The sequence below is a fragment of the Xanthomonas arboricola pv. juglandis genome, assembly GCF_001013475.1.
GTDB lineage: Bacteria > Pseudomonadota > Gammaproteobacteria > Xanthomonadales > Xanthomonadaceae > Xanthomonas > Xanthomonas arboricola.
Map to the genome: position 1 here is coordinate 782,828 of NZ_JZEF01000001.1, position 18,126 is coordinate 800,953.

The window sequence follows — 18,126 nt, forward strand, 5'->3', positions numbered from 1 at the left end:
GTGACATCCGATGGTGAGGCAAGTGGAATTAACCCAGAACTTTCTGGACGGTGGCGATCAGCTGTTCCGGGTTGAACGGCTTGACCAGCCAGCCGGTGGCACCAGCGGCCTTGCCTTCGGACTTCTTGTCGGCCGCCGACTCGGTGGTGAGCATCAGCATCGGGGTGAACTTGTAGTCCGGCAGCTGGCGCAGCTCACGGATCAGCGAGATGCCGTCCATGTTGGGCATGTTCACGTCGGTCACTACCGCGTTGAAGCGTTGGCCCTTCGCGCGGCCCAGCGCCACGGCGCCGTCCTCGGCTTCTTCGACGGCAAAGCCGGCAGAGGTGAGGGCGAAAGAGACCATCTGGCGCATTGACGCCGAATCGTCCACCACCAAGATACGTGCGCTCATGCGGCGTTCTCCACAGATTTCAGGTTGTCATTGGATGCGGAAAGTCCGAGCGCGTCGGTGACGCCGAGCAGACGGGCCGCATCTCTAAAAGTGTCGTTGCAGCCATCGAATTCGGTATGCAACCCCGCCTGGCGGCGGGTCTGCACAAAGGCACAGAGCAACTGCACGCTGGCGGTATGGATACGCCGGACGTCGCCGGCATTGAGCACCACCTCGCCGTCCTGGGCCAGGAACGCGGCAAGCTTCTGCTTGAGGTCGGCGCTGGTCTCGATGCCGAGATCCTCACCCAATGTCACTGTGCTCATTGTTGCTCCGAACGGATGGTTCTATGCGTACTAACGGCGGGCGGCGGGAAAGCTTTAACGGTGAATCGTTGCGCGTGCAGGTGCGCGTCAGCTGCATGCCGGATCAATGCAGCAAATGGCTGGCATCGAGCAGGATCATCGGCTGATGGCCCAGCCGCGCGACGCCGCGGAACAGGTTGTTGGAAATGCGGCACAGGCGTGCGTTGTCCGGTGGTTCGATCTGCTGATCGGTCAGGCTGGTGACGTCTTCCACCGCCGACACGCGCAGGCCCATGGTCTCGCCGTTTTCCTCCAGCACCACCACGCGCGTCTGCAGATCCATGTTGATCGGCGCCGAGCCCAGGTGCATGCCCAGGTCGATCACCGGCACCACCTGGCCACGCAGGTTCATGATGCCGAGCATCGCGCTGGCGGTGCCGCGCAGTGGCAGCAGCGGCACCGGCAGTACCACCTCCTGCACCTTGAGCAATTCCAGCGCATAGGTCTGTTCGCCGCAGCGCAGGCGCAGCCAGCGCGTGCTGCGTTCGGCCGCGCGCCGCTCGGCCTGGATGTGCTCGGCCTGGCCGGGGGCCAGCAGTGCCTGCAGGCCTTGCGGATAGATCGGCGACGGCGGCGCGCGGTGCGGTGCCTGCATCGGTGCCGGCGCAGGCCGCGCAGGTGCCGGCGCGGCGGGTGCGGCATCGGCAAAGGCCGGGTCGGCATCCATCTCCGACAGCAGATCGGCGGCCAGCAGGTCGGCGCCGGAGGCAGCGCTGGCGAAGGCCGGGTCTGCGTCCATCTCGGCCATCAGGTCGGCGGTGCTCATGAACGGGCTGGGCGCCGCCGTGGCGAACGCCGGGTCGGCATCCATTTCGGCGAGGAAATCGGCAGCGATGTCTGCAGCGCTGGGCGCGGCGACCACCGGCGGGCCGAACGCCGGGTCGGCGTCCATTTCGGCGAGGAAATCGGCAGCGATGTCTGCGGCGCTGGGCGCGGCGACCACCGGCGGGCCGAAGGCCGGATCGGCATCCATTTCGGCGAGGAAATCGGCGGCGATGTCCGCGGCGCTGGGCGCGGCGACCACTGGGGGGCCGAAGGCCGGGTCGGCATCCATTTCGGCAAGGAAATCGGCGGCGATCGCATCGGCGCTGAGCACCGCGGCGATCGCGTTGGAAGTGGCCGCTTCGGAGACAGCGGCGGCTTCGGGAGCCGCGGCAGCCTGCACCGGCGGCTCGGCCAGCGCGAGGTCTGCGTCCGCAGGCGCCGGAGTTTCGCTGGCAGCAGGGGCGGCAGTGGCCGCAGCAGCCGGGGCGGGAATCTCGACGCCGGCGTCGTGCAACAGGCCTTCCAGATAATCGTCCAGCTCACCGTTGGCGGTGTGGTTGCTCATGCAGCTTGCTCCATACGCATCGCGTCATCGGCCAGCACCCATTCCAGCGCGCGGCGATAGGCGGACAGGCCGCGGCCCTGATAGTCGCCGCCGGTAGCGGGGACAGTCAGTGCGGCGGCATTGCAGATTCGGGTATCCACCGGCACCGCGTCTTCCCAGACGACGGCGCCGTAGGTGTCCTGCATCTCCTTGAGCGTCTCGGTGCCGGCGCGGGTGCGACGGTCGAACAGGGTCGGCAGGATCGACACCGGCAGCGCGCGGCGACGCGAGCGCTGCACCATGTCGGCAGTCCGCACCATGCTGGCCAGGCCATGCAGCGCCAGCGGCTCGGCCTGGGTCGGCACCACCACGCGGTCGCAGGCGGCCAGGGCGTTGATCATCAGCAGGCCGAGCGTGGGCGGGCAGTCGAGCAGGATGTAGTCGTGCTGGCCGGCATGCCGGGTCATCGCGTTCTGCAGCGCCAGGCCCAGGCCGGGCTGGTTGGCGCTGCGGCGTTCCAGCGTGGCCAGTGCGGCTTGTGCGCACACGTAGGACAGGCCGGGGATGGCGCTTTCATGGGCCAGGCTGGCCAGGTCGCTCGGCGGGGTGCCGAACAGGTCCAGCACACCGCGCGGCGGCGGGTCGATCGCCACACCGAACGCACGGGTGAGGGAGGAGTGCGGATCGAGGTCGATCAACAATACCCGATGGCCGAGCGCGGCCAGGCCGCGACCCAATGCCAGCGTCGTGGTGGTCTTGCCGACGCCGCCCTTCTGGTTGGCGATTGCCCAGATACGCATCTCACTGCACTCCTTGAATTACGGCGGGGACGGAACTTGTGCCGCTTTCGGTGGTGACGGCCGTTTGGCCGCCGTCAGACTTGGGAAGCTTGGGCGCCCCGGCGGCGGTCGCATGCATCTGCGATGGCGGATCGGGTGCGAGTGAGCCAGCCGAGTCAGCGAGGATGATCAACACCACACGCCGGTTCGCATTCCGTCCCGCCTCAGTGCTGTTATCGGCACGTGCGCGGAATTCTCCATAGCCCACCATCGCCAATCGTTGCGGGGCCACGCCGTCGTCGGCAAACAGGTGCACCACGCTGGCGGCGCGCGCGGCCGACAGCTCCCAGTTGGAGGGGAACTGTGCGGTGGCGATCGGCTGGTTGTCGGTATACCCCTCCACGCGCACGCCATTGGGCGCATCGCGCAGCACCGCGGCCAGCGCCGACAAGGTGCCGCGGGCGCTGCCGGCCAGCGAGGCCGAGCCGGTGCCGAACAGGATGTCGCTGTTGATCTCCACCTCGATCCACAGGTCGTTGCGGCGGATGGTGATGAGTTTCTGCTCGATCAGCGGCGCCAGCGTCTTGCTCAGCTGCTGGGCCACCGCGTCCATCTGCCGCTGCGCGCGCGCCAGCTGCGCCTGGTTGCGCAGCGATACCGGCATGCGCATCTGCGCGGCCATCGATGGCAGCAGGGTGGGGTCGGTCGGCCCGCTGGAGGCGGCCATCGGCGCGCCGGCCTTGATCACCGAGGGGCGGTCGTAATCGGCGCCCAGGGTCTGGGTCTTGCCGATCTGCACCGGGCTGGCGGCAGTGGACGAGCCGCCGAAAGCGGTGGTCAGCGCCTGCGCCATGACCTTGTACTTGCCCTCGTTGAGCGAGGAGATTGCGTACATCACCACGAAGAACGCCAGCAGCAGCGTCATCAGATCGGCATACGGAATCGCCCACGCTTCGTGGTTGCCATGGTCTTCGTGATGTTTGCGACGGCGGGCCATGACGGGACTAATGCAAGTATCCGGCCAATTTCGACTCGATGTTGCGCGGGTTCTCGCCCTGGGCGATCGCGATCAGGCCTTCGATCGCCATTTCGCGCTCGTTGGTGCTGCAGTGGATGACGCTCTTGAGCTTGGCGGCAACCGGCAGGAACAGCAGATTGGCCGAGGCGATGCCGTAGATGGTGGCGGTGAACGCCGCGGCGATGCCATGGCCGAGCATGGCCGGGTCGGCCAGGTTCTTCATCACCGCCATCAGCCCCAGCACCGCGCCGATGATGCCCAGCGTGGGCGCATAGATGCCCATGCCTTCGAACACCTTGGCCGCGGCAAGATCCTGACGCTCCTGGTTGTCCATTTCGATCTCGAGCATGTGCCGCATGGATTCGGGCTCCACGCCATCGACCAGCATCTGCAGGCCCTTGCGCAGGAACGCATCGTCCTGGCGCGGGAGCTGGTCTTCCAGGCCCAGCAGGCCCTGGCGGCGGGCGATGTTGCTCCATTCCACGATGCGCGCCACCAGCTGCGGGCGGTCGCTGGCCGGCGGCTGGATCACCCAGCGCAGGATCTTGAAGGCGCGCCGGAAAACCGCCGGCGAGGTGTGCAGCAGGATCGCCGCCACGGTGCCGACGATCACGATCACGAAGGCAGCCGGCGACCACAGCGACGAAATGCCGGCGCCTTTCAACACGCTGCCGCCCACGATCGCCACGATCGCGAGCACCAGTCCGATGATGCTGAGTCTGTCCATGGAAGCGATATCGGCGCGAGCGCGGCGGACTTGATAGGCGCACTCGGTCGATGCGCCAGAAAGTTGTCGTTTTGCGGCATGGGCCGCTTACACGCTGGCGTCGATGCAGGGTTGACAGGTCATCGGCGCATGCGCTTCCGACCAAGGCGTGTCATCAATGCCGCAGCAGGCCCCGCCGCGCTTGCGCGTGTACGCAGGCAACAAACGTGCGCATGTTCGGTGTGGCAACCGCGTTGGCGATGGCCGCCAAGCGGCGTGTGGCAGGCAATGCCCTCACGTCGATCCAGTCTGTTGCTGAGCTCGGTTTCAAATAAGGTGTGCTGGCGCGTCGGCAAACCGCTTGCGTCCGGTTGCGGGCAAGGGCGTGTTGCTTGCAGCGATCACGCTGCTGCGGCCGGCAACGCGGCAGGCCGTGCCATGCCGCGTGCAAGCGTGGCGGGCGGGCCGGCCATCGTGGATGCCTTGCAATGCCGCGGGCCTGTTGCGGGGCAGAATGCGCTGCCGCATGGGCTGTGCTACTTAGCTTTCCACGGTATTAGAACGATCTAATTGCATCTGCGTGGAAGCGGACGCAAGAGGAGGGGGGCGCACCGGCGCCGGATATTTTTGTGTCACTTCGCGCAGCGCCTTTGTCCGATCGTTGGATCGACAGGAATCCGCCGAAGCCGATCACTACTGGGAGAGCATGATCGAAATGAACTGCATGCCATTCGCACGCAACCGCAGCACGCTGTCCGCCGGTATCGCCATCGTCTTGTTCGCGAGCGCCGCCTCTACCACCGCTGTCGCCCAGCAGGCCGACGTCACGCCGGCGTCCACCGGCCAGGCCGAGTTGCAGGCCACGGACCTGGATGCGGTAACGGTGACCGGCTACCGCTACGCGATCGAAAAAAGCCTGGAGCAGAAGCGCAACGCCAACGCCGTGGTCGATGTGATCACCGCCGAGGACGTGGGCAAGTTCCCCGACAAGAACGTGGCCGATGCGCTGCAGCGCGTGCCCGGCGTGGTCATCAGCCGCGACGGTGGCGAGGGCAAGAACGTCAGCGTGCGTGGCCTGTCCTCGGAGCTGGTGCTGACCGAATTGAATGGCAACTACATCGCCACCGCCGAGTCCAACGGCGACCCGACGCGCTCGTTCAACTACACGCTGCTGCCGTCGAACCTGCTGGGCAGCGCGGAGCTGTACAAGACCCCGGAAGCGCGCATCGACGAAGGCGGCATCGGCGGCACGGTGATCCTGCAGACGCGGCGCCCGCTGGAACTGGAGCCACATTCGGGCTTCGTCTCGGCCGAGGGCACCTGGTCCGATACCAGCAAGAAGACCGACGGCCAGTTCTCCGGTTCGTATTCGTGGCACGACAAGGACAACCGCTTCGGCGTCTTCGTCGGCTACACGCAGCAGAAGCGCACCGCACGAACACTCGATGCCAGCACCGAGAGCTGGCAGTGGTACGGGCGCGACGAAGTCGGCCCGGCGGTCGACGTGAACGGTAATCCGTCGGACTTCAATGCCAACTGGTGGGGCGGGACCGGTTTCTGGAACCAGGACGGCGATTACGCCACCGGTTTCATGATGCCGACGGCGGTGAGCCTGGGCGCCAAACGCGAGGAGCGCGAGCGCAAGGGCGGGCAACTGACCTTGCAGTTCAAGCCGACCGACGACCTGACGCTGACCGCGAACTACTTCCGCTTCGACCTGTCGCAGGACTCGCAGACCAATACCATCAAGATTCCCGAGTGGAACATTGCCCGTTACAACGGCGACGGCAACTGGCGCGGCGGCCGTCTGCTCGACCGGCTGCAGTTGGATCCCAGCGGCACCATCGTCACTGGCGCCGCCTACAGCCTGCGTCCGGACAAGACCTACTATTGCAGCGAGGCGCAGGCCGCCGCGGCCGGCCTGCCGCCGGGCGGCTGGGGCTCGGACGATTGCACCGTGCCGACCCCGCAGATCACCGGCAGCTACAACATCGAGAAATCGCAGTCGCAGACGGTGGACCTGGGCGGCGAATGGCGTGGCGAGCAGGTGGACGTGGCGTTCAAGGCCGGCCGCACCTGGGCCAAGGGCGGGCCGGAGCTGCAGTTCTCCCTGCCAATCAAGCCGCGCCTGCAGAACGCCGACGGCAGCTGGAGCAACGGCAACTTCGCCAGCGCCTGGGACCTGACCGGCACGCCGTCCATGACATTCTCGCCGCAGCTGATGCAGAACCTGCGCGACGGCATCCTGCAGGTCGACCTGGGCTCGACCGGCTCGTCCTGGACCCGTAACACCAATCAGCAGCAGTACGCGCAGATCGATACCACCTGGCATTTCGATGGTGAGGTCGTCGACTCGCTGCAGTTCGGCCTCAAGCGTCGCGACGGCGGCATCCACCGCAGTACCGGCAACAACTACTGGGTGTGCCCGGGCACCGATCCGGGCGACTACGACAACCGCTACTGGAACGGCCGCTGCAATGCCATCGCCACCCAGTTCTCGCCGGGCCTGCTGTTCGCGCAGGACAACCTGGCCGGTGGCGTCAACGCCAGCGCGTTCCCGGCGATCAACTTCCCGGGCTACATCGGCTACTTGAACCAGACCTACGGTGCGATGCAGACCCGCAGCGAAGACAACTTCGTCTACAACGTCGACGAGGAGATCTATTCCACCTACCTGCAACTCAACTTCCACACCGAGCGGCTGCGTGGCAACGTCGGCGTGCGGGTGGCGCGCACCGGCCAGCGTGCCGATTCCACCGACAAGGTGACTGCCTACAACGACTACTTCTTCGATGGCGCCGACGGCAACCCGCTGGCCTGCCAGCAGGGCGCCGCCATGCCCAGCGGCGCCCCGGCCGACACCTATTGCGGGACCGAAGGCTACTGGCGTTTGTCCGACAGCGTGCAACGCACCGAGTCGTTCGTGGTCAGCGGGCTGGACCGCAACTACACCGACGTGCTGCCGAGTTTCAACCTGGCCTATGACCTGACCGAGAACCTGCTGCTGCGCGCGGCAGCCGCTAAGGTGATCGCACGTCCCAGCTACAACGACATCGCCGCGCCTGGCAGCCTGGAGTTTTACAGTCCCGAGTACGTGGCCGACCGGCGCCTGACCGGCGGTGCCAGCGAGCAGGGCTGGTACGGCTCGGGCAGCAACAAGAACCTGGAGCCGTACAAGGCCAACCAGTTCGACCTGGGGCTGGAATGGTATTTCCAGCCGGGCTCGGTGGCAGGTGTGGGACTGTTCCGCAAGAACGTGGAGAACTTTGCGGTCGACGTGATCAGCGACGTGAACATGATGGTCGACGGGCAACCGGTCACCGTGCAGAACTACAGCACCCAGGCCGGCGGCCAGGACGCGGTCTCGCAGGGTGTGGAGCTCTACGCGCAGCACACGCTGCCATTCGGTCTTGGTGTGCAGTTCAACTACACCTACAACGATGCCAGCAAGGCGGCGGTGCGGCTGGAGGACGGCACCGAGGCCGGCAAGACCTCCATGCCGGGCAGCGCCAGAAACCAGACCAACCTCACCGTGTTCTACGAGACCGACAGCCTGCTGCTGCGCGCCTCGTACAACCGTCGCGGCGAGCTGGTGCAGGGCCTGGTCAACGGGTTGAACGTCTTTGAGGAGCCGTACTACCAGGTCGATCTGAACGCGGCGTACAACATCACCCCGGCGCTCAGCCTCACCGCCTCGGTACTGAACCTGACCAAGCAGGAGTCCCGCTCGCACCTGGGCGAGGACACCCGCGCCCGCTTCTACACCGGCGGCTACGCAGGCCGGCTGGCGTACCTGGGGCTGACCTACAAGTTCTAGCGCCAACGTGTCGCGCCCATGCCTGCCGCGTGGCGGTATGGGCGCGATGGTTCGGTGACGGCCGGACTGCAGTGTTCGCTGTCCGCGACGACATCGTCGCGTGTGCGCGGTCGTTCACCGCAGGATCTCATCGCATGAGGTCTTTGCTGGTGCGAATGCTCTCCCTGTCCCCGGTGCCGTCGCTGGCCACGCCGACGCTGGCTGCCGCACCGCGGTCAAACCGTCGAGCGATGCGGCGATCTAGTCGGGCCTTGCTGAAAATAAGTGGACCTGGGCCCGTTATTTCGACCCGTTATTTCAACACCACGGGCGAGGACTCAGCGCCATTTCGTCGGCGATCGGGGTGATTCATCGGCGGCTTCTGTGGCTTGGTCGCAAACGGATTGCCACGCCCCCGCGCGGATGGCAACTTGCAGCGGCGATCACGTCGACCTGGAGCCCCCGCATGACCCCCGTTGCCCTGTATTCACCCTATCCAGCCCGCGGCTGGCTGCCCTGGGCCTGGGTGACGCCGATCCTGATGATCCTGTTCAACGCGGCACCAGCGATCGCGCTGGACGGGTGGATGCAGTCGCAGCATTGGTCGACGCCGCACGGCGACCCGATCGGCCTGGCTGGCTTGTATGCGCTGCTGTGGATCGGCTTCGCGCCGACGCTGGCGGCCGTGCTCGTCTGGGTACGCTTCGTCGAAGGGCGCTCGCTGGCGAGTATCGGGCTGACCGGTCCGGCGCCGCTGAAAACCTTCCTTCGCGGACTGGCCGTTGGATTCGGCACGATCGCGCTGGTCGTAGTCGCGATCTGGATGGCTGGCGGCATGCAGGCGGCGGGCTTGGGGCAGGCCTGGCGGTCGCCCGTCAGTCTGCTGCACATCGGTCTGCTGCTATTGAGTTTCATGTTCCAGGCGAGCGTGGAGGAAGTCATCTTCCGCGGCTGGATGCTGTCGGTGGTGGCGCGCAAGAGCAATGTCGCGGTGGCAGTGCTGCTGGTGTCGCTCGTTTTCTGCTTCCTGCATTTCAGTCCGCACCAGCCGCCCCGGGTCATGCTCGGCACGTTCCTGTTCTCGCTGTTCGCCTGCGCCTGGGCGCTGCGGACCGGCAATATCTGGGGCGTGATGGGCTGGCACGCGGGGTGGAACTGGTTGCTCGCGACCGGCTTCGAACTGCCCGTCACCGGCATCGATGCGCACTTGCCGGCGCTGCTGGTGGCGCTACGCCCGCAAGGCCTCGACGCTCTGACCGGTGGCGCTCAAGGGCCGGAAGGCAGTTACCTGTGCAGCGTCTTCTTCGTCGCCGCGATCGCGTGGATCCAGTGGCGAAAGACGCGCGGAGCTCAGAACTTCTCGCCGACCAGCAGGTAACGCCACTGCCCGGGCGGCATCGCCCCGTCCGGGCCCGTGCCGATCGGATGCTGGTTCGCGCCGTACCGGCGACGACCACGCAATGGAGCGTCTGCTAGCGCTCGGTGGGCCGATCGACGCTCCGCTACGGGGCTTCTCGGTAGGGTAGGGGGACTGCTATCCAATATTAGAATTAGGGATGTTTATCGGGGGTAGGGCAGCTCCCGACCCTAAGCGGTCACTCAAAAGAACGGGCTCAGATTCACTCAAGGAAGTCGACCTGACCCTGAGGTTTCAGAACTACAGCACCCAGGCCGGCGGCCAGGACGCAGTTTCGCAAAGCGTGGAGCTGTACGCGCAGCACACGCTGCCGTTCGGCCTTGGTGTGCAGTTCAACTACACCTACAACGATGCCAGCAAGGCGGCGGTGCGGCTGGAGGATGGCACCGAGGTCGGCAAGACCTCCATGCCGGGCAGCGCCAAGAACCAGACCAACCTCACCGTGTTCTACGAGACCGACAGCCTGCTGCTGCGTGCCTCGTACAACCGTCGCGGCGAGCTGGTGCAAGGCCTGGTCAACGGGTTGAACGTCTACGAGGAGCCGTACTACCAGGTCGATCTGAACGCGGCGTACAGCATCACCCCTGCGCTCAGCCTCACCGCCTCGGTGCTGAACCTGACCAAGCAGGAGTCACGCTCGCACCTGGGCGAAGACACCCGCGCCCGCTTCTACACCGGCGGCTACGCAGGCCGGCTGGCGTACCTGGGGCTGACCTACAAGTTCTAGCGCCAACGTGTCGCGCCCATGCCTGCCGCGTGGCGGTATGGGTGCGACGATTAAAGAAGTGAATCTGGAACCTGTATTATCGTGGACGGCGCGACACACGAGGCAGTCGCCATTGAGGTGGAACGCGCCATCCCCGGCCAGGCGGTGGCACGCGTGCTGGATCGGTTGGTACACAGTCGCGGCCTGCCGCAGGTAATCCGCATGGACCACGGCGAGGATCTGCGGCAAGGCCATGGTCGCGTGGTCGCACGCCAATCGTGTGCAGCTACGCCAGATCCAGCCTGGCAAGCCGAACCAGAATGCCTACGTCGAATCCTTCAACGGCCGGTTACGCGACGAATGCCTCAACGAACATTGGTTCCCAGCGCTGCTGCATGCGCGTACCGAGATCGAACGCTGGCGCCGCGAATACAGCGAACACCGCCCCAAGAAAGCAATCGGCGGGAATGACGCTGGCAGCTTATGCCCAGCAGTTGGCCAATAACAATATCATCAATCCCGGACCTTAAACCCGACTGCTACGCAGGATGGGGGGACGTCGTACAGGCGCGCACGATGACAAATGGGTCGGTGATCAGACGGGGGGCTGGCTGTATCATTTGCAAATCAAATAACTCGATACCTTTCCCATGATCACATTTGAGCCTCTTGAGTTGGAAGCCACTCTTCGCTCGGCTATTAGAAGGCTTGGTTCTTCGTTCTATATTGACTTGGAAGGCAATCTGCTGGCGCCCGATTTTGAGTTGGATTTGGATGATGATTGGCTGATCAGTTCTGACACGGAGCTGACGCTCGATTTTCCCCGAACGGAGGATGGAGTGTCACTGACGGTGAAGGAGCTGGTTGATCTTTCGTTCGAAGTTACCGACAGCGCTACCAGCTTCGATGGTCTGACATATCACTCCCGCGGACGAACGATTATCAGGATGAATTCGACGGACCTGCGATCCCATGCGTTCGCAGACCGAGCGAGCGCGGCGCATAGTCACGAGCTTAAGGTGATAAGCGAGGTTGGCGGGAAGCCTGCCACTATTTCTATTAAGAATGATTCAGCACACTTTGGTGCAATCATTGTTGCCAGGGACCATTTTTACGACAAATACAATCCCCCTTTGACGGGAGATGAGCTATTCATCGAGGTCGAGCATCCACACGGTGCTTCGATTAGTGATTGCAATGCTTTGATCCATGCTTATTTGTTTGAGTTGCACACTACTTTGGGTCTTGAGTTCTTTGAATGGCCGAGACCGCTCGATGATGAAATTGAGTATCCGGAGGATGAGGATATCGGCGAGCTTGTGAGCCAGGCCGGAAGGCTGCGTCCCTTGCTTATTGGGCAAGGTCTCCTATCGGTCTTGTCGGAGTTCAATAGTGCTCACGGCGCGAATAGAAGTGACTGGTCGTTACTTTCTTACGTAAAATGCATCGAGTACGTCGCTGCTACAGTGGTGCGTGAGAAACAATACGAGGACCTTCGCAAAAGGCTGCTGACAAGAGACGCTCTTAAGCCCAACGCAGAATTTATGGACGGTCTGCTGTTGCTATTTGAGGAGAACCGAACACTCACTAAAGACGCAGAGGCGATAAGGCTCTCTATCGAGCGTTGTTGCGATCCAATTCCTATGGCGGGGCATGCGCCAGTGTTTCTTCGGACTTTGGCCAAGATCGGGCCGAGTAGCACGCTTGCACAACGCCAAGCATCCCTGCTTGATCTGTCGACCGCTTTAACAGCAACTAGAAATCAGTTTGCTCATGCCAAAGCAAACTATCGCCGCACAGGAAAAGAATGCCCTCCGGAGCAACTTTCGAGCTTGGTCGTGTGTGCGCGAATCGCCGCGGAGCAATGTATTCGGTGGTATTCATCGCGTCCAGAAGACCTAAGGCGAGGCTAATTAGCGGTCTGGCCTATGGCCAGCTATTTTTGCTTTGCGGATGGTCGTATCAAGGTTCTTCGTACTCCGAATTAGCGTAACTATGGGTGCAGCCGTACCCTGGCGCTCGCTCTAGCATATGCGGCCTTGTCCAAGATCTTCCTCACGCCTGGCTCCTTTGAGTATCCGTGATGGGGTCAGGTGCACTTATCAGGCGACGTCGTTCGGCTTGCGTGGCTCTTATGGAACTGCGCCAGCGGCGCACACAGCCACGCGAGACCCGCCAGCGTGTCTTGACACGCCAGACCGCGTACTTGCAATCTAGGCCCAAGGAGCGTCGAAACTCCTCTCATAGCGGTACCCACCTCCGTCAAACCGGTGGGTTTTTTGTGCCTGCGTCCTGCAGGTGCAAGCCGACGCAATGCCTGTGTCGGGAGGGCGGCTAATACAACACCCGCAAGGGGAATACGCCCGCCGGCTATGAGCGGTTTCGAACCTCCCGACATCCCGTCGCCGTTGGTGGCGGTTCTTGGGTTGTTCCAGGAGGGCGTTGCCATGTCTACCGCACCATCCATGCCGGCATTTGTGCCGGTTGATCTGTTGCCAGCTTCCGCTCACCGCCTGCGGTGGGATATGGGCGATGTGCTGCGCAGGCTCGACGCAAGCACAGCTATTGAGCAGGCGAGTGACCATACGACGTCCCCCCAATTTTGAGTAGCACCTCAGTTTGGAGTCCAATTCCCTACCCCAAGGAGATTGGACGTGAAGAAGCGTTTTACCGAAGAGCAGATCATCGGCTTCCTGCGCGAAGCCGAAGGCGGCGTGGCGATCAAGGATCTGTGCCGGCGCCATGGCTTCAGCGAGGCCTCGTACTATCTGTGGCGTAGCAAGTTCGGCGGCATGAGCGTGCCCGATGCCAAGCGGCTCAAGGACCTTGAGGCCGAGAACGCGCGGCTGAAGAAGTTGCTGGCCGAGCAGTTGTTCGAGAACGACCTGATCAAGGATGCGTTGCGAAAAAAGTGGTGAGCGCACCGGCGCGTCGTATGCTGGTGCGCGAGTGGATCGGGCGTGGTGCCAGCGAGCGTCGTGCGCTGGCAGTGATCGGCATGAGCGCCAGCGCGCTGCGCTATTGCCCACGCCAAGACCGCAACGGCGAACTGCGCGAGCGCATTCTTGCGCTGGCGCATCGCCATCGTCGCTATGGCGTGGGGATGATCTATCTCAAACTGCGACAGGAAGGGCGCATCGTGAACTACAAACGCGTGGAGCGGTTGTACCGCGAACAGCAGCTACAGGTCCGACGGCGCAAGCGCAAAAAAGTGCCAATAGGCGAGCGTCAGCCGCTGCTGCGGCCAGCGCAGGCCAACCAGGTGTGGTCGATGGACTTCGTGTTCGACCGCTCCGCCGAAGGCCGAGTGATCAAGTGTCTGGTGATCGTGGACGACGCAACGCACGAAGCGGTCGCCATCGAGGTGGAGCGCGCGATCTCTGGGCACGGGGTTGCGCGCGTCCTGGATCGGTTGGCACACAGTCGCGGCCTGCCGCAGGTGATCCGCACCGACAACGGCAAGGAGTTTTGCGGTAAGGCAATGGTCGCCTGGGCGCATGCCCGTGGCGTGCAGTTGCGGCTGATCCAACCAGGCAAACCGAACCAGAACGCCTACGTCGAATCCTTCAACGGCCGGCTACGCGATGAATGCCTCAACGAGCACTGGTTCCCGACGTTGCTGCACGCGCGCACCGAGATCGAACGCTGGCGACGCGAATACAACGAGGACCGACCCAAGAAAGCAATTGGCGGCATGACGCCGGCTGCGTATGCCCAACATCTGGCAAACACCGATATCATTAACCCGGGACTCTAAACCAAGCCGCTACTCAGGGCGGGGGGATGTCGGCTTCAGAGTTAATCTATTTGGCGTGTTGGTTTCCATCTTCGGAGGTTGAATATTTGTCCGAGCGCGCGCGGGGCATCTACGCTGTTTACGCTGTGTGGTTCTGATCACATCCCGTTTCTAGGCGCACTTTGAGGCCTGCTGATCATGGCATTGACGGCGGTAGCGCCCTGCGGTTTTGCCTGGATACTATTAAAAGACTGGACAGAGGCTAAGTTGATGCACTCGAAGTCCGGCGTAAGCCCTACGCCACCCTTGTCATCCACAACAACAATAGCGCCCATTTCTATAAGCTCTGGCAAAAACGCTTTAATGACCATGCGCGGAACTAATAGCCACCCCCCAGTGCTTCCGTGCAACGCCCCACTTACGATCTCTACGAACCCTAAACGCGGTCCCCCTAGGCGATGCGAATACTGACGATGTTTGTAGACCTCGCTCAGAAAGCATGCCTCGTCTAGATGGTTAAGGGGGAGAGTCGTTGCGGATCCATTGTGATAGACCATGTAGTGCACCCAGCTGATCTCTTCAACGAGTGCGTTGATATGCCCTTTCGACAAAGATACAAGTCGTGTTGCTGCTGTGAGTGTATCCGGGTCTTTGTCAAAAATCTTATATGAAGGCATCCCAGCCTTTGCCATTAAACGGCAAGTAAAAGCCAACAACATGGTGAATTGGTAATGGCCATTCGATGATTTCGCCGGTCCCCTTCGCACGGATAAAAGGTGCTCATCTTCTGCAGGGTCTAGTTTCTTGGCCTGAAAAATGGCAACTTTTGCGCACTCGTCATCATGGCCAATGACGAGGCAAAAATCGGCCCCTGTAGCGGTTTCGCTCAATGGCGTCTGGGCCCCGCCGTTCTTCCGAAATGTTCCAAACCGAAAATCCGCGTTGGTGCCCGAGGTTTGACCTTCAAAGGCAGCGAGCAATGGTGCCGCTATGGCTGTTCCGCCTAGGATGGTAGAGGTGTAGCTCTCCTCGTCATAGTCTTGGACGCCTGCAATAGTCTTGGTGCGCTGCATTGTCCAAAGGAGCGCCAAGTGCATGGGGTCGGTTGGCGTCGTTTTAGAAGAGATGTCATCGCTCGGCCCCATCGGGAGACCTCAATCTGAAAGCGCGAACATAGCATTGTCGCGTCCCAGGAGCGAATCACCAGCTACGCTACAAGCTCTCTCGATAGATGCGCAAAGCGTCGGGGTAACGACGACCAATCGCTTGCAGAAGCTTCCCACCACCGAAAACGGCGCCCTCACCTTCATCTTGAAAGCATCGGAGCAAGCGATCAGACCAGTCAGATGGGATGCATTCTGTCGTTATGATTGGACCGGCTAAAAGTGAGCTTAGAACGCAACCGCCTTTCTTCCCGGCAAGACCTTCGTAGCTTTGTAGCGCGTCAAGCAATGAAACTTGAGTTGCAAGATCCGCATCCATGAAGACATCCATGAAGCGTGATCTCTTCCGCTCGTTTTCGAGCGCAAACGCGATATACCAAGTCCACTCGGCCCAGAAGTGTCCTAAGGTCTGAAATCGAGCAGACTCGCTTCCCGCTCGCCATGCACGCCAGCTGGTGTCTCCTTCAAGAACGACCCCGTCGCCAGCGCGGGTCAGACTCATGCCAAACGGCTCGATGGCATCATTGGCGTCTTGCAAGCTTGGAAAAAACATTTCAGGCCTCCGGTGGGTATGCTTTGGTAGGCCAAAAATCAGACTTGTCAAGCGTGTTTAGCCTTTCCACGGCTCCCAAACTCGTGAGCGCATGGGCAGCAGGAGGAGGGTTAGGGTGTAGTCGAACTGGTCGGCAGTGATCTTCATCTCTTTGAGACTAAGTCCATCCTCGGCATGCTCGAACCATGCATTGGCCGGAAGCTCCATACCTAATCGCTCGTGGATGATTTGATCGTTGGCCGCTAGAGTTTGAGGGCCAACTGCAACCACGCTTCTGCGCGGCCGAAAAAAGGCGCCACCGGCTCTAGCTGACTTGCTCGACACCGACCAATTGATGAAGCCATCGGTGTGTGAGATGAGCACGGCGCACTGGTCAGTGTGGTCGATCCAGCGCAATGCAGCAGCAGTCAGTGATACGCCATATCGATCGGCGCACTGAGCGAGCACCTCAAAGTCGGCGCCACCTTGGGTTTTCTCGCGGAAGTCATCCAGCGGCATGAGCAAGGTCGCAGCAAAGGCGTTGGCCTGGGCTTCCATCGACGCCTCTTGCTCCGTCAGGCTCACCATGTCTTGCGTGGCGCACTGAAAGCCGTCGATGCGGTCTTGTCGATGCAGCAGGTAGTGGCCAAGCTCGTGAGCTTGCGTGAATCGGATGCGACCAGCGGATTTCAATGTCTGGTTGTAAAGCAGCATCCACTTGCTGCGCGTGTCATTCGGGAAAAGTGCGCCTTCAAACGATTTGATGTCGGCCGATTCGACATTGGTGATGGGGTCATCCCATCGGAAGATCTCCGCCGTCCCCTTGGCCAGAGCAACGACGTCAACCGGAAAGCGGGGGTCCCCATGCGCCGCTGACTGATACGCCCAGGGTTTCCTAGACATCTCATGGCCATGGAAAATGGTCGATTCGGAGGTGTCTATGAGCAGCAAGCGGTATACGGATGAGTTCAAGATCGAGGCGGTCCGGCAAGTGACTGATCGTGGGTTCAAGGTGGCAGAAGTCGCCGAGCGGCTGGGTGTCACCACGCACAGCCTGTACGCCTGGCTGCGCACGTTCGGCAAGCCTGGCGTAGTGCAGCGCGCCGAGGTGGACCAGAGCGCCGAGGTTCGGCGGCTAAAGGCAGAGTTGCGTCGAGTGACCGAGGAGCGCGACATCCTAAAAAAGGCCGCCGCGTACTTTGCCAAGGGGTAAAGGCAAAGTACGCCTTCATGCAAGCCCACTGCGGGGAATTCAGGGTGTGTGTGATGTGCCGGGTGTTGCGGGTCAACCGGGCGGGTTATTACGCCTGGTTACGCTCGCCCGACAGTGAGCGCGCCAAGGAAGATGATCGCTTGCTTGGACTAATCAAGCACCACTGGCTGGCCAGCGGCAGTGTTTATGGGCATCGCAAGATCACCACGGATCTGCGCGATCTAGGTGAGCGTTGTAGTCGCCATCGGGTGCATCGGCTGATGCGCACCGAGGGACTGCGTGCCCAGGTGGGCTATGGTCGCAAACCGCGCTTCCATGGAGGGATGCAGTGCAAGGCGGCTGCCAACCTGCTTGACCGACAGTTCGACGTGACGGAGCCGGACACGGCCTGGGCGAGTGATTTCACCTTCATCCGCACGCATGAAGGCTGGATGTATTTGGCTGTTGTGATCGATCTGTTTTCCAGGCAGGTCGTCGGCTGGGCGATGCGCGATCGGGCCGACACCGAGTTGGTCGTGCAGGCCTTGTTGTCTGCGGTGTGGCGGCGCAAACCCAACGCTGGTTGCTTGGTTCATTCGGACCAAGGGTCTGTCTACACCAGCGATGACTGGCGCAGTTTCCTGGCGTCCCATGGCTTGGTGTGCAGCATGAGTCGGCGTGGCAACTGCCACGACAACGCACCCGTGGAGAGCTTCTTCGGCCTGCTCAAACGCGAGCGGATCAGGCGGCGGACCTATCCCACCAAGGACGCCGCTCGCGCCGAGGTATTCGACTACATCGAGATGTTCTACAACCCCAACCGCCGCCACGGTTCAACTGGCGACTTGTCCCCTGTAGAGTTTGAACGGCGCTACGCGCAACGAGGGTCTTGAGTGTCTACGGAACCCTGGGCGTATCATTTCCCGAGGCCACGGGACATCACTTCTGCATGGACAGTCAGCATAAAAACGACACATGGCGTGAGGGCGTAATCAGATTGATACAGGTCTTATTCATTCTTTGGTATAACTAAT

The 18,126-nt window shown here is 62.1% G+C and carries 14 protein-coding genes and 3 pseudogenes; 8 read left to right on the top strand and 9 right to left on the bottom strand.

From position 1 onward, the window contains the following. Positions 1–28 precede the first annotated feature (28 nt). From XARJCFBP2528_RS03145 to XARJCFBP2528_RS03170, 6 genes are all read right to left on the bottom strand, one after another. Positions 29–394, bottom strand: coding sequence for a response regulator (locus tag XARJCFBP2528_RS03145; RefSeq protein WP_002806565.1), 366 nt, complete (start codon positions 392–394; stop codon positions 29–31). After that, on the bottom strand, positions 391–699 hold the full coding sequence (locus XARJCFBP2528_RS03150) for an STAS domain-containing protein (RefSeq protein WP_026064926.1): 309 nt from the start codon (positions 697–699) through the stop codon (positions 391–393). The genes XARJCFBP2528_RS03145 and XARJCFBP2528_RS03150 overlap by 4 nt, the downstream gene beginning before the upstream one ends. Before the next feature lie 103 nt (positions 700–802). Beyond that, positions 803–2,068, bottom strand: a complete 1,266-nt coding sequence (locus XARJCFBP2528_RS03155) for a chemotaxis protein CheW (RefSeq protein WP_047124301.1) — start codon at positions 2,066–2,068, stop codon at positions 803–805. Then, positions 2,065–2,847: a ParA family protein gene (locus XARJCFBP2528_RS03160; RefSeq protein ID WP_024937682.1), complete on the bottom strand. Its 783-nt coding sequence runs from the start codon at positions 2,845–2,847 to the stop codon at positions 2,065–2,067. Before XARJCFBP2528_RS03160 ends, XARJCFBP2528_RS03155 begins: the two co-directional genes overlap by 4 nt. Before the next feature lies 1 nt (position 2,848). Continuing rightward, positions 2,849–3,823: a flagellar motor protein MotD gene (motD, locus tag XARJCFBP2528_RS03165; protein WP_039515497.1), complete on the bottom strand. Its 975-nt coding sequence runs from the start codon at positions 3,821–3,823 to the stop codon at positions 2,849–2,851. 7 nt (positions 3,824–3,830) lie between these two features. Continuing rightward, positions 3,831–4,571: a flagellar motor protein gene (locus XARJCFBP2528_RS03170; RefSeq protein ID WP_024937680.1), complete on the bottom strand. Its 741-nt coding sequence runs from the start codon at positions 4,569–4,571 to the stop codon at positions 3,831–3,833. 640 nt (positions 4,572–5,211) lie between these two features. Between XARJCFBP2528_RS03170 and XARJCFBP2528_RS03175 the strand changes: the two genes are divergently transcribed. From XARJCFBP2528_RS03175 to XARJCFBP2528_RS03210, 7 genes and pseudogenes are all read left to right on the top strand, one after another. Beyond that, complete coding sequence (locus tag XARJCFBP2528_RS03175; RefSeq protein WP_211257623.1) at positions 5,212–8,367, top strand: TonB-dependent receptor; 3,156 nt, start codon at positions 5,212–5,214, stop codon at positions 8,365–8,367. Between the two features lie 445 nt (positions 8,368–8,812). Next, positions 8,813–9,724 carry a CPBP family intramembrane glutamic endopeptidase gene (locus XARJCFBP2528_RS03180; protein ID WP_016905110.1) on the top strand — a complete coding sequence of 304 codons (912 nt, stop codon included), beginning with the start codon at positions 8,813–8,815 and terminating at the stop codon, positions 9,722–9,724. Between the two features lie 274 nt (positions 9,725–9,998). Then, positions 9,999–10,490 (top strand): annotated as a pseudogene (locus XARJCFBP2528_RS03185) (TonB-dependent receptor domain-containing protein); the annotation flags it as partial. 75 nt (positions 10,491–10,565) lie between these two features. Continuing rightward, a pseudogene (locus XARJCFBP2528_RS03190) lies at positions 10,566–10,999 on the top strand (integrase core domain-containing protein); the annotation flags it as partial. 120 nt (positions 11,000–11,119) lie between these two features. Then, positions 11,120–12,382: a hypothetical protein gene (locus XARJCFBP2528_RS03195; RefSeq protein ID WP_047124303.1), complete on the top strand. Its 1,263-nt coding sequence runs from the start codon at positions 11,120–11,122 to the stop codon at positions 12,380–12,382. Between the two features lie 357 nt (positions 12,383–12,739). Beyond that, positions 12,740–13,066 (top strand): annotated as a pseudogene (locus tag XARJCFBP2528_RS24045) (hypothetical protein); the annotation flags it as partial. Positions 13,067–13,123: 57 nt separating this feature from the next. Then, positions 13,124–14,226 (top strand): IS3-like element IS1403 family transposase gene (locus XARJCFBP2528_RS03210; RefSeq protein WP_102596355.1). Its coding sequence is split into 2 segments (ribosomal slippage): positions 13,124–13,382 and positions 13,382–14,226, totalling 1,104 coding nucleotides; the frame shifts between segments, so codons are not numbered across the junction. Positions 14,227–14,363: 137 nt separating this feature from the next. Here the strand turns inward: XARJCFBP2528_RS03210 and XARJCFBP2528_RS03215 are convergent. The 3 genes from XARJCFBP2528_RS03215 to XARJCFBP2528_RS03220 form a co-directional block, all read right to left on the bottom strand. Continuing rightward, positions 14,364–15,350, bottom strand: coding sequence for a hypothetical protein (locus tag XARJCFBP2528_RS03215; RefSeq protein WP_016903077.1), 987 nt, complete (start codon positions 15,348–15,350; stop codon positions 14,364–14,366). Positions 15,351–15,417: 67 nt separating this feature from the next. Further along, positions 15,418–15,972: a hypothetical protein gene (locus XARJCFBP2528_RS23175; protein WP_155410687.1), complete on the bottom strand. Its 555-nt coding sequence runs from the start codon at positions 15,970–15,972 to the stop codon at positions 15,418–15,420. 6 nt (positions 15,973–15,978) lie between these two features. Then, positions 15,979–16,803 (bottom strand): ImmA/IrrE family metallo-endopeptidase, encoded by an 825-nt coding sequence (locus XARJCFBP2528_RS03220; RefSeq protein ID WP_047124304.1) that lies wholly within the window; start codon positions 16,801–16,803, stop codon positions 15,979–15,981. Between the two features lie 37 nt (positions 16,804–16,840). Between XARJCFBP2528_RS03220 and XARJCFBP2528_RS03230 the strand changes: the two genes are divergently transcribed. After that, positions 16,841–17,985, top strand: a protein-coding gene (locus XARJCFBP2528_RS03230; RefSeq protein ID WP_102596353.1) for an IS3 family transposase whose coding sequence is annotated in 2 segments (ribosomal slippage) — positions 16,841–17,078 and positions 17,078–17,985 — 1,146 coding nt in all. Because the reading frame shifts where the segments join, the coding sequence is not laid out codon by codon here. Positions 17,986–18,126: the final 141 nt, after the last annotated feature.

What these genes read in the sequence shown, in the direction of transcription:
- XARJCFBP2528_RS03145 (WP_002806565.1), bottom strand. Translation starts at nt 394, where the DNA reads ATGAGCGCACGTATCTTGGTGGTGGACGATTCGGCGTCAATGCGCCAG.
- XARJCFBP2528_RS03150 (WP_026064926.1), bottom strand. Translation starts at nt 699, where the DNA reads ATGAGCACAGTGACATTGGGTGAGGATCTCGGCATCGAGACCAGCGCC.
- XARJCFBP2528_RS03155 (WP_047124301.1), bottom strand. Translation starts at nt 2,068, where the DNA reads ATGAGCAACCACACCGCCAACGGTGAGCTGGACGATTATCTGGAAGGC.
- XARJCFBP2528_RS03160 (WP_024937682.1), bottom strand. Translation starts at nt 2,847, where the DNA reads ATGCGTATCTGGGCAATCGCCAACCAGAAGGGCGGCGTCGGCAAGACC.
- motD (WP_039515497.1), bottom strand. Translation starts at nt 3,823, where the DNA reads ATGGCCCGCCGTCGCAAACATCACGAAGACCATGGCAACCACGAAGCG.
- XARJCFBP2528_RS03170 (WP_024937680.1), bottom strand. Translation starts at nt 4,571, where the DNA reads ATGGACAGACTCAGCATCATCGGACTGGTGCTCGCGATCGTGGCGATC.
- XARJCFBP2528_RS03180 (WP_016905110.1), top strand. Translation starts at nt 8,813, where the DNA reads ATGACCCCCGTTGCCCTGTATTCACCCTATCCAGCCCGCGGCTGGCTG.
- XARJCFBP2528_RS03195 (WP_047124303.1), top strand. Translation starts at nt 11,120, where the DNA reads ATGATCACATTTGAGCCTCTTGAGTTGGAAGCCACTCTTCGCTCGGCT.
- XARJCFBP2528_RS03215 (WP_016903077.1), bottom strand. Translation starts at nt 15,350, where the DNA reads ATGGGGCCGAGCGATGACATCTCTTCTAAAACGACGCCAACCGACCCC.
- XARJCFBP2528_RS03220 (WP_047124304.1), bottom strand. Translation starts at nt 16,803, where the DNA reads ATGTCTAGGAAACCCTGGGCGTATCAGTCAGCGGCGCATGGGGACCCC.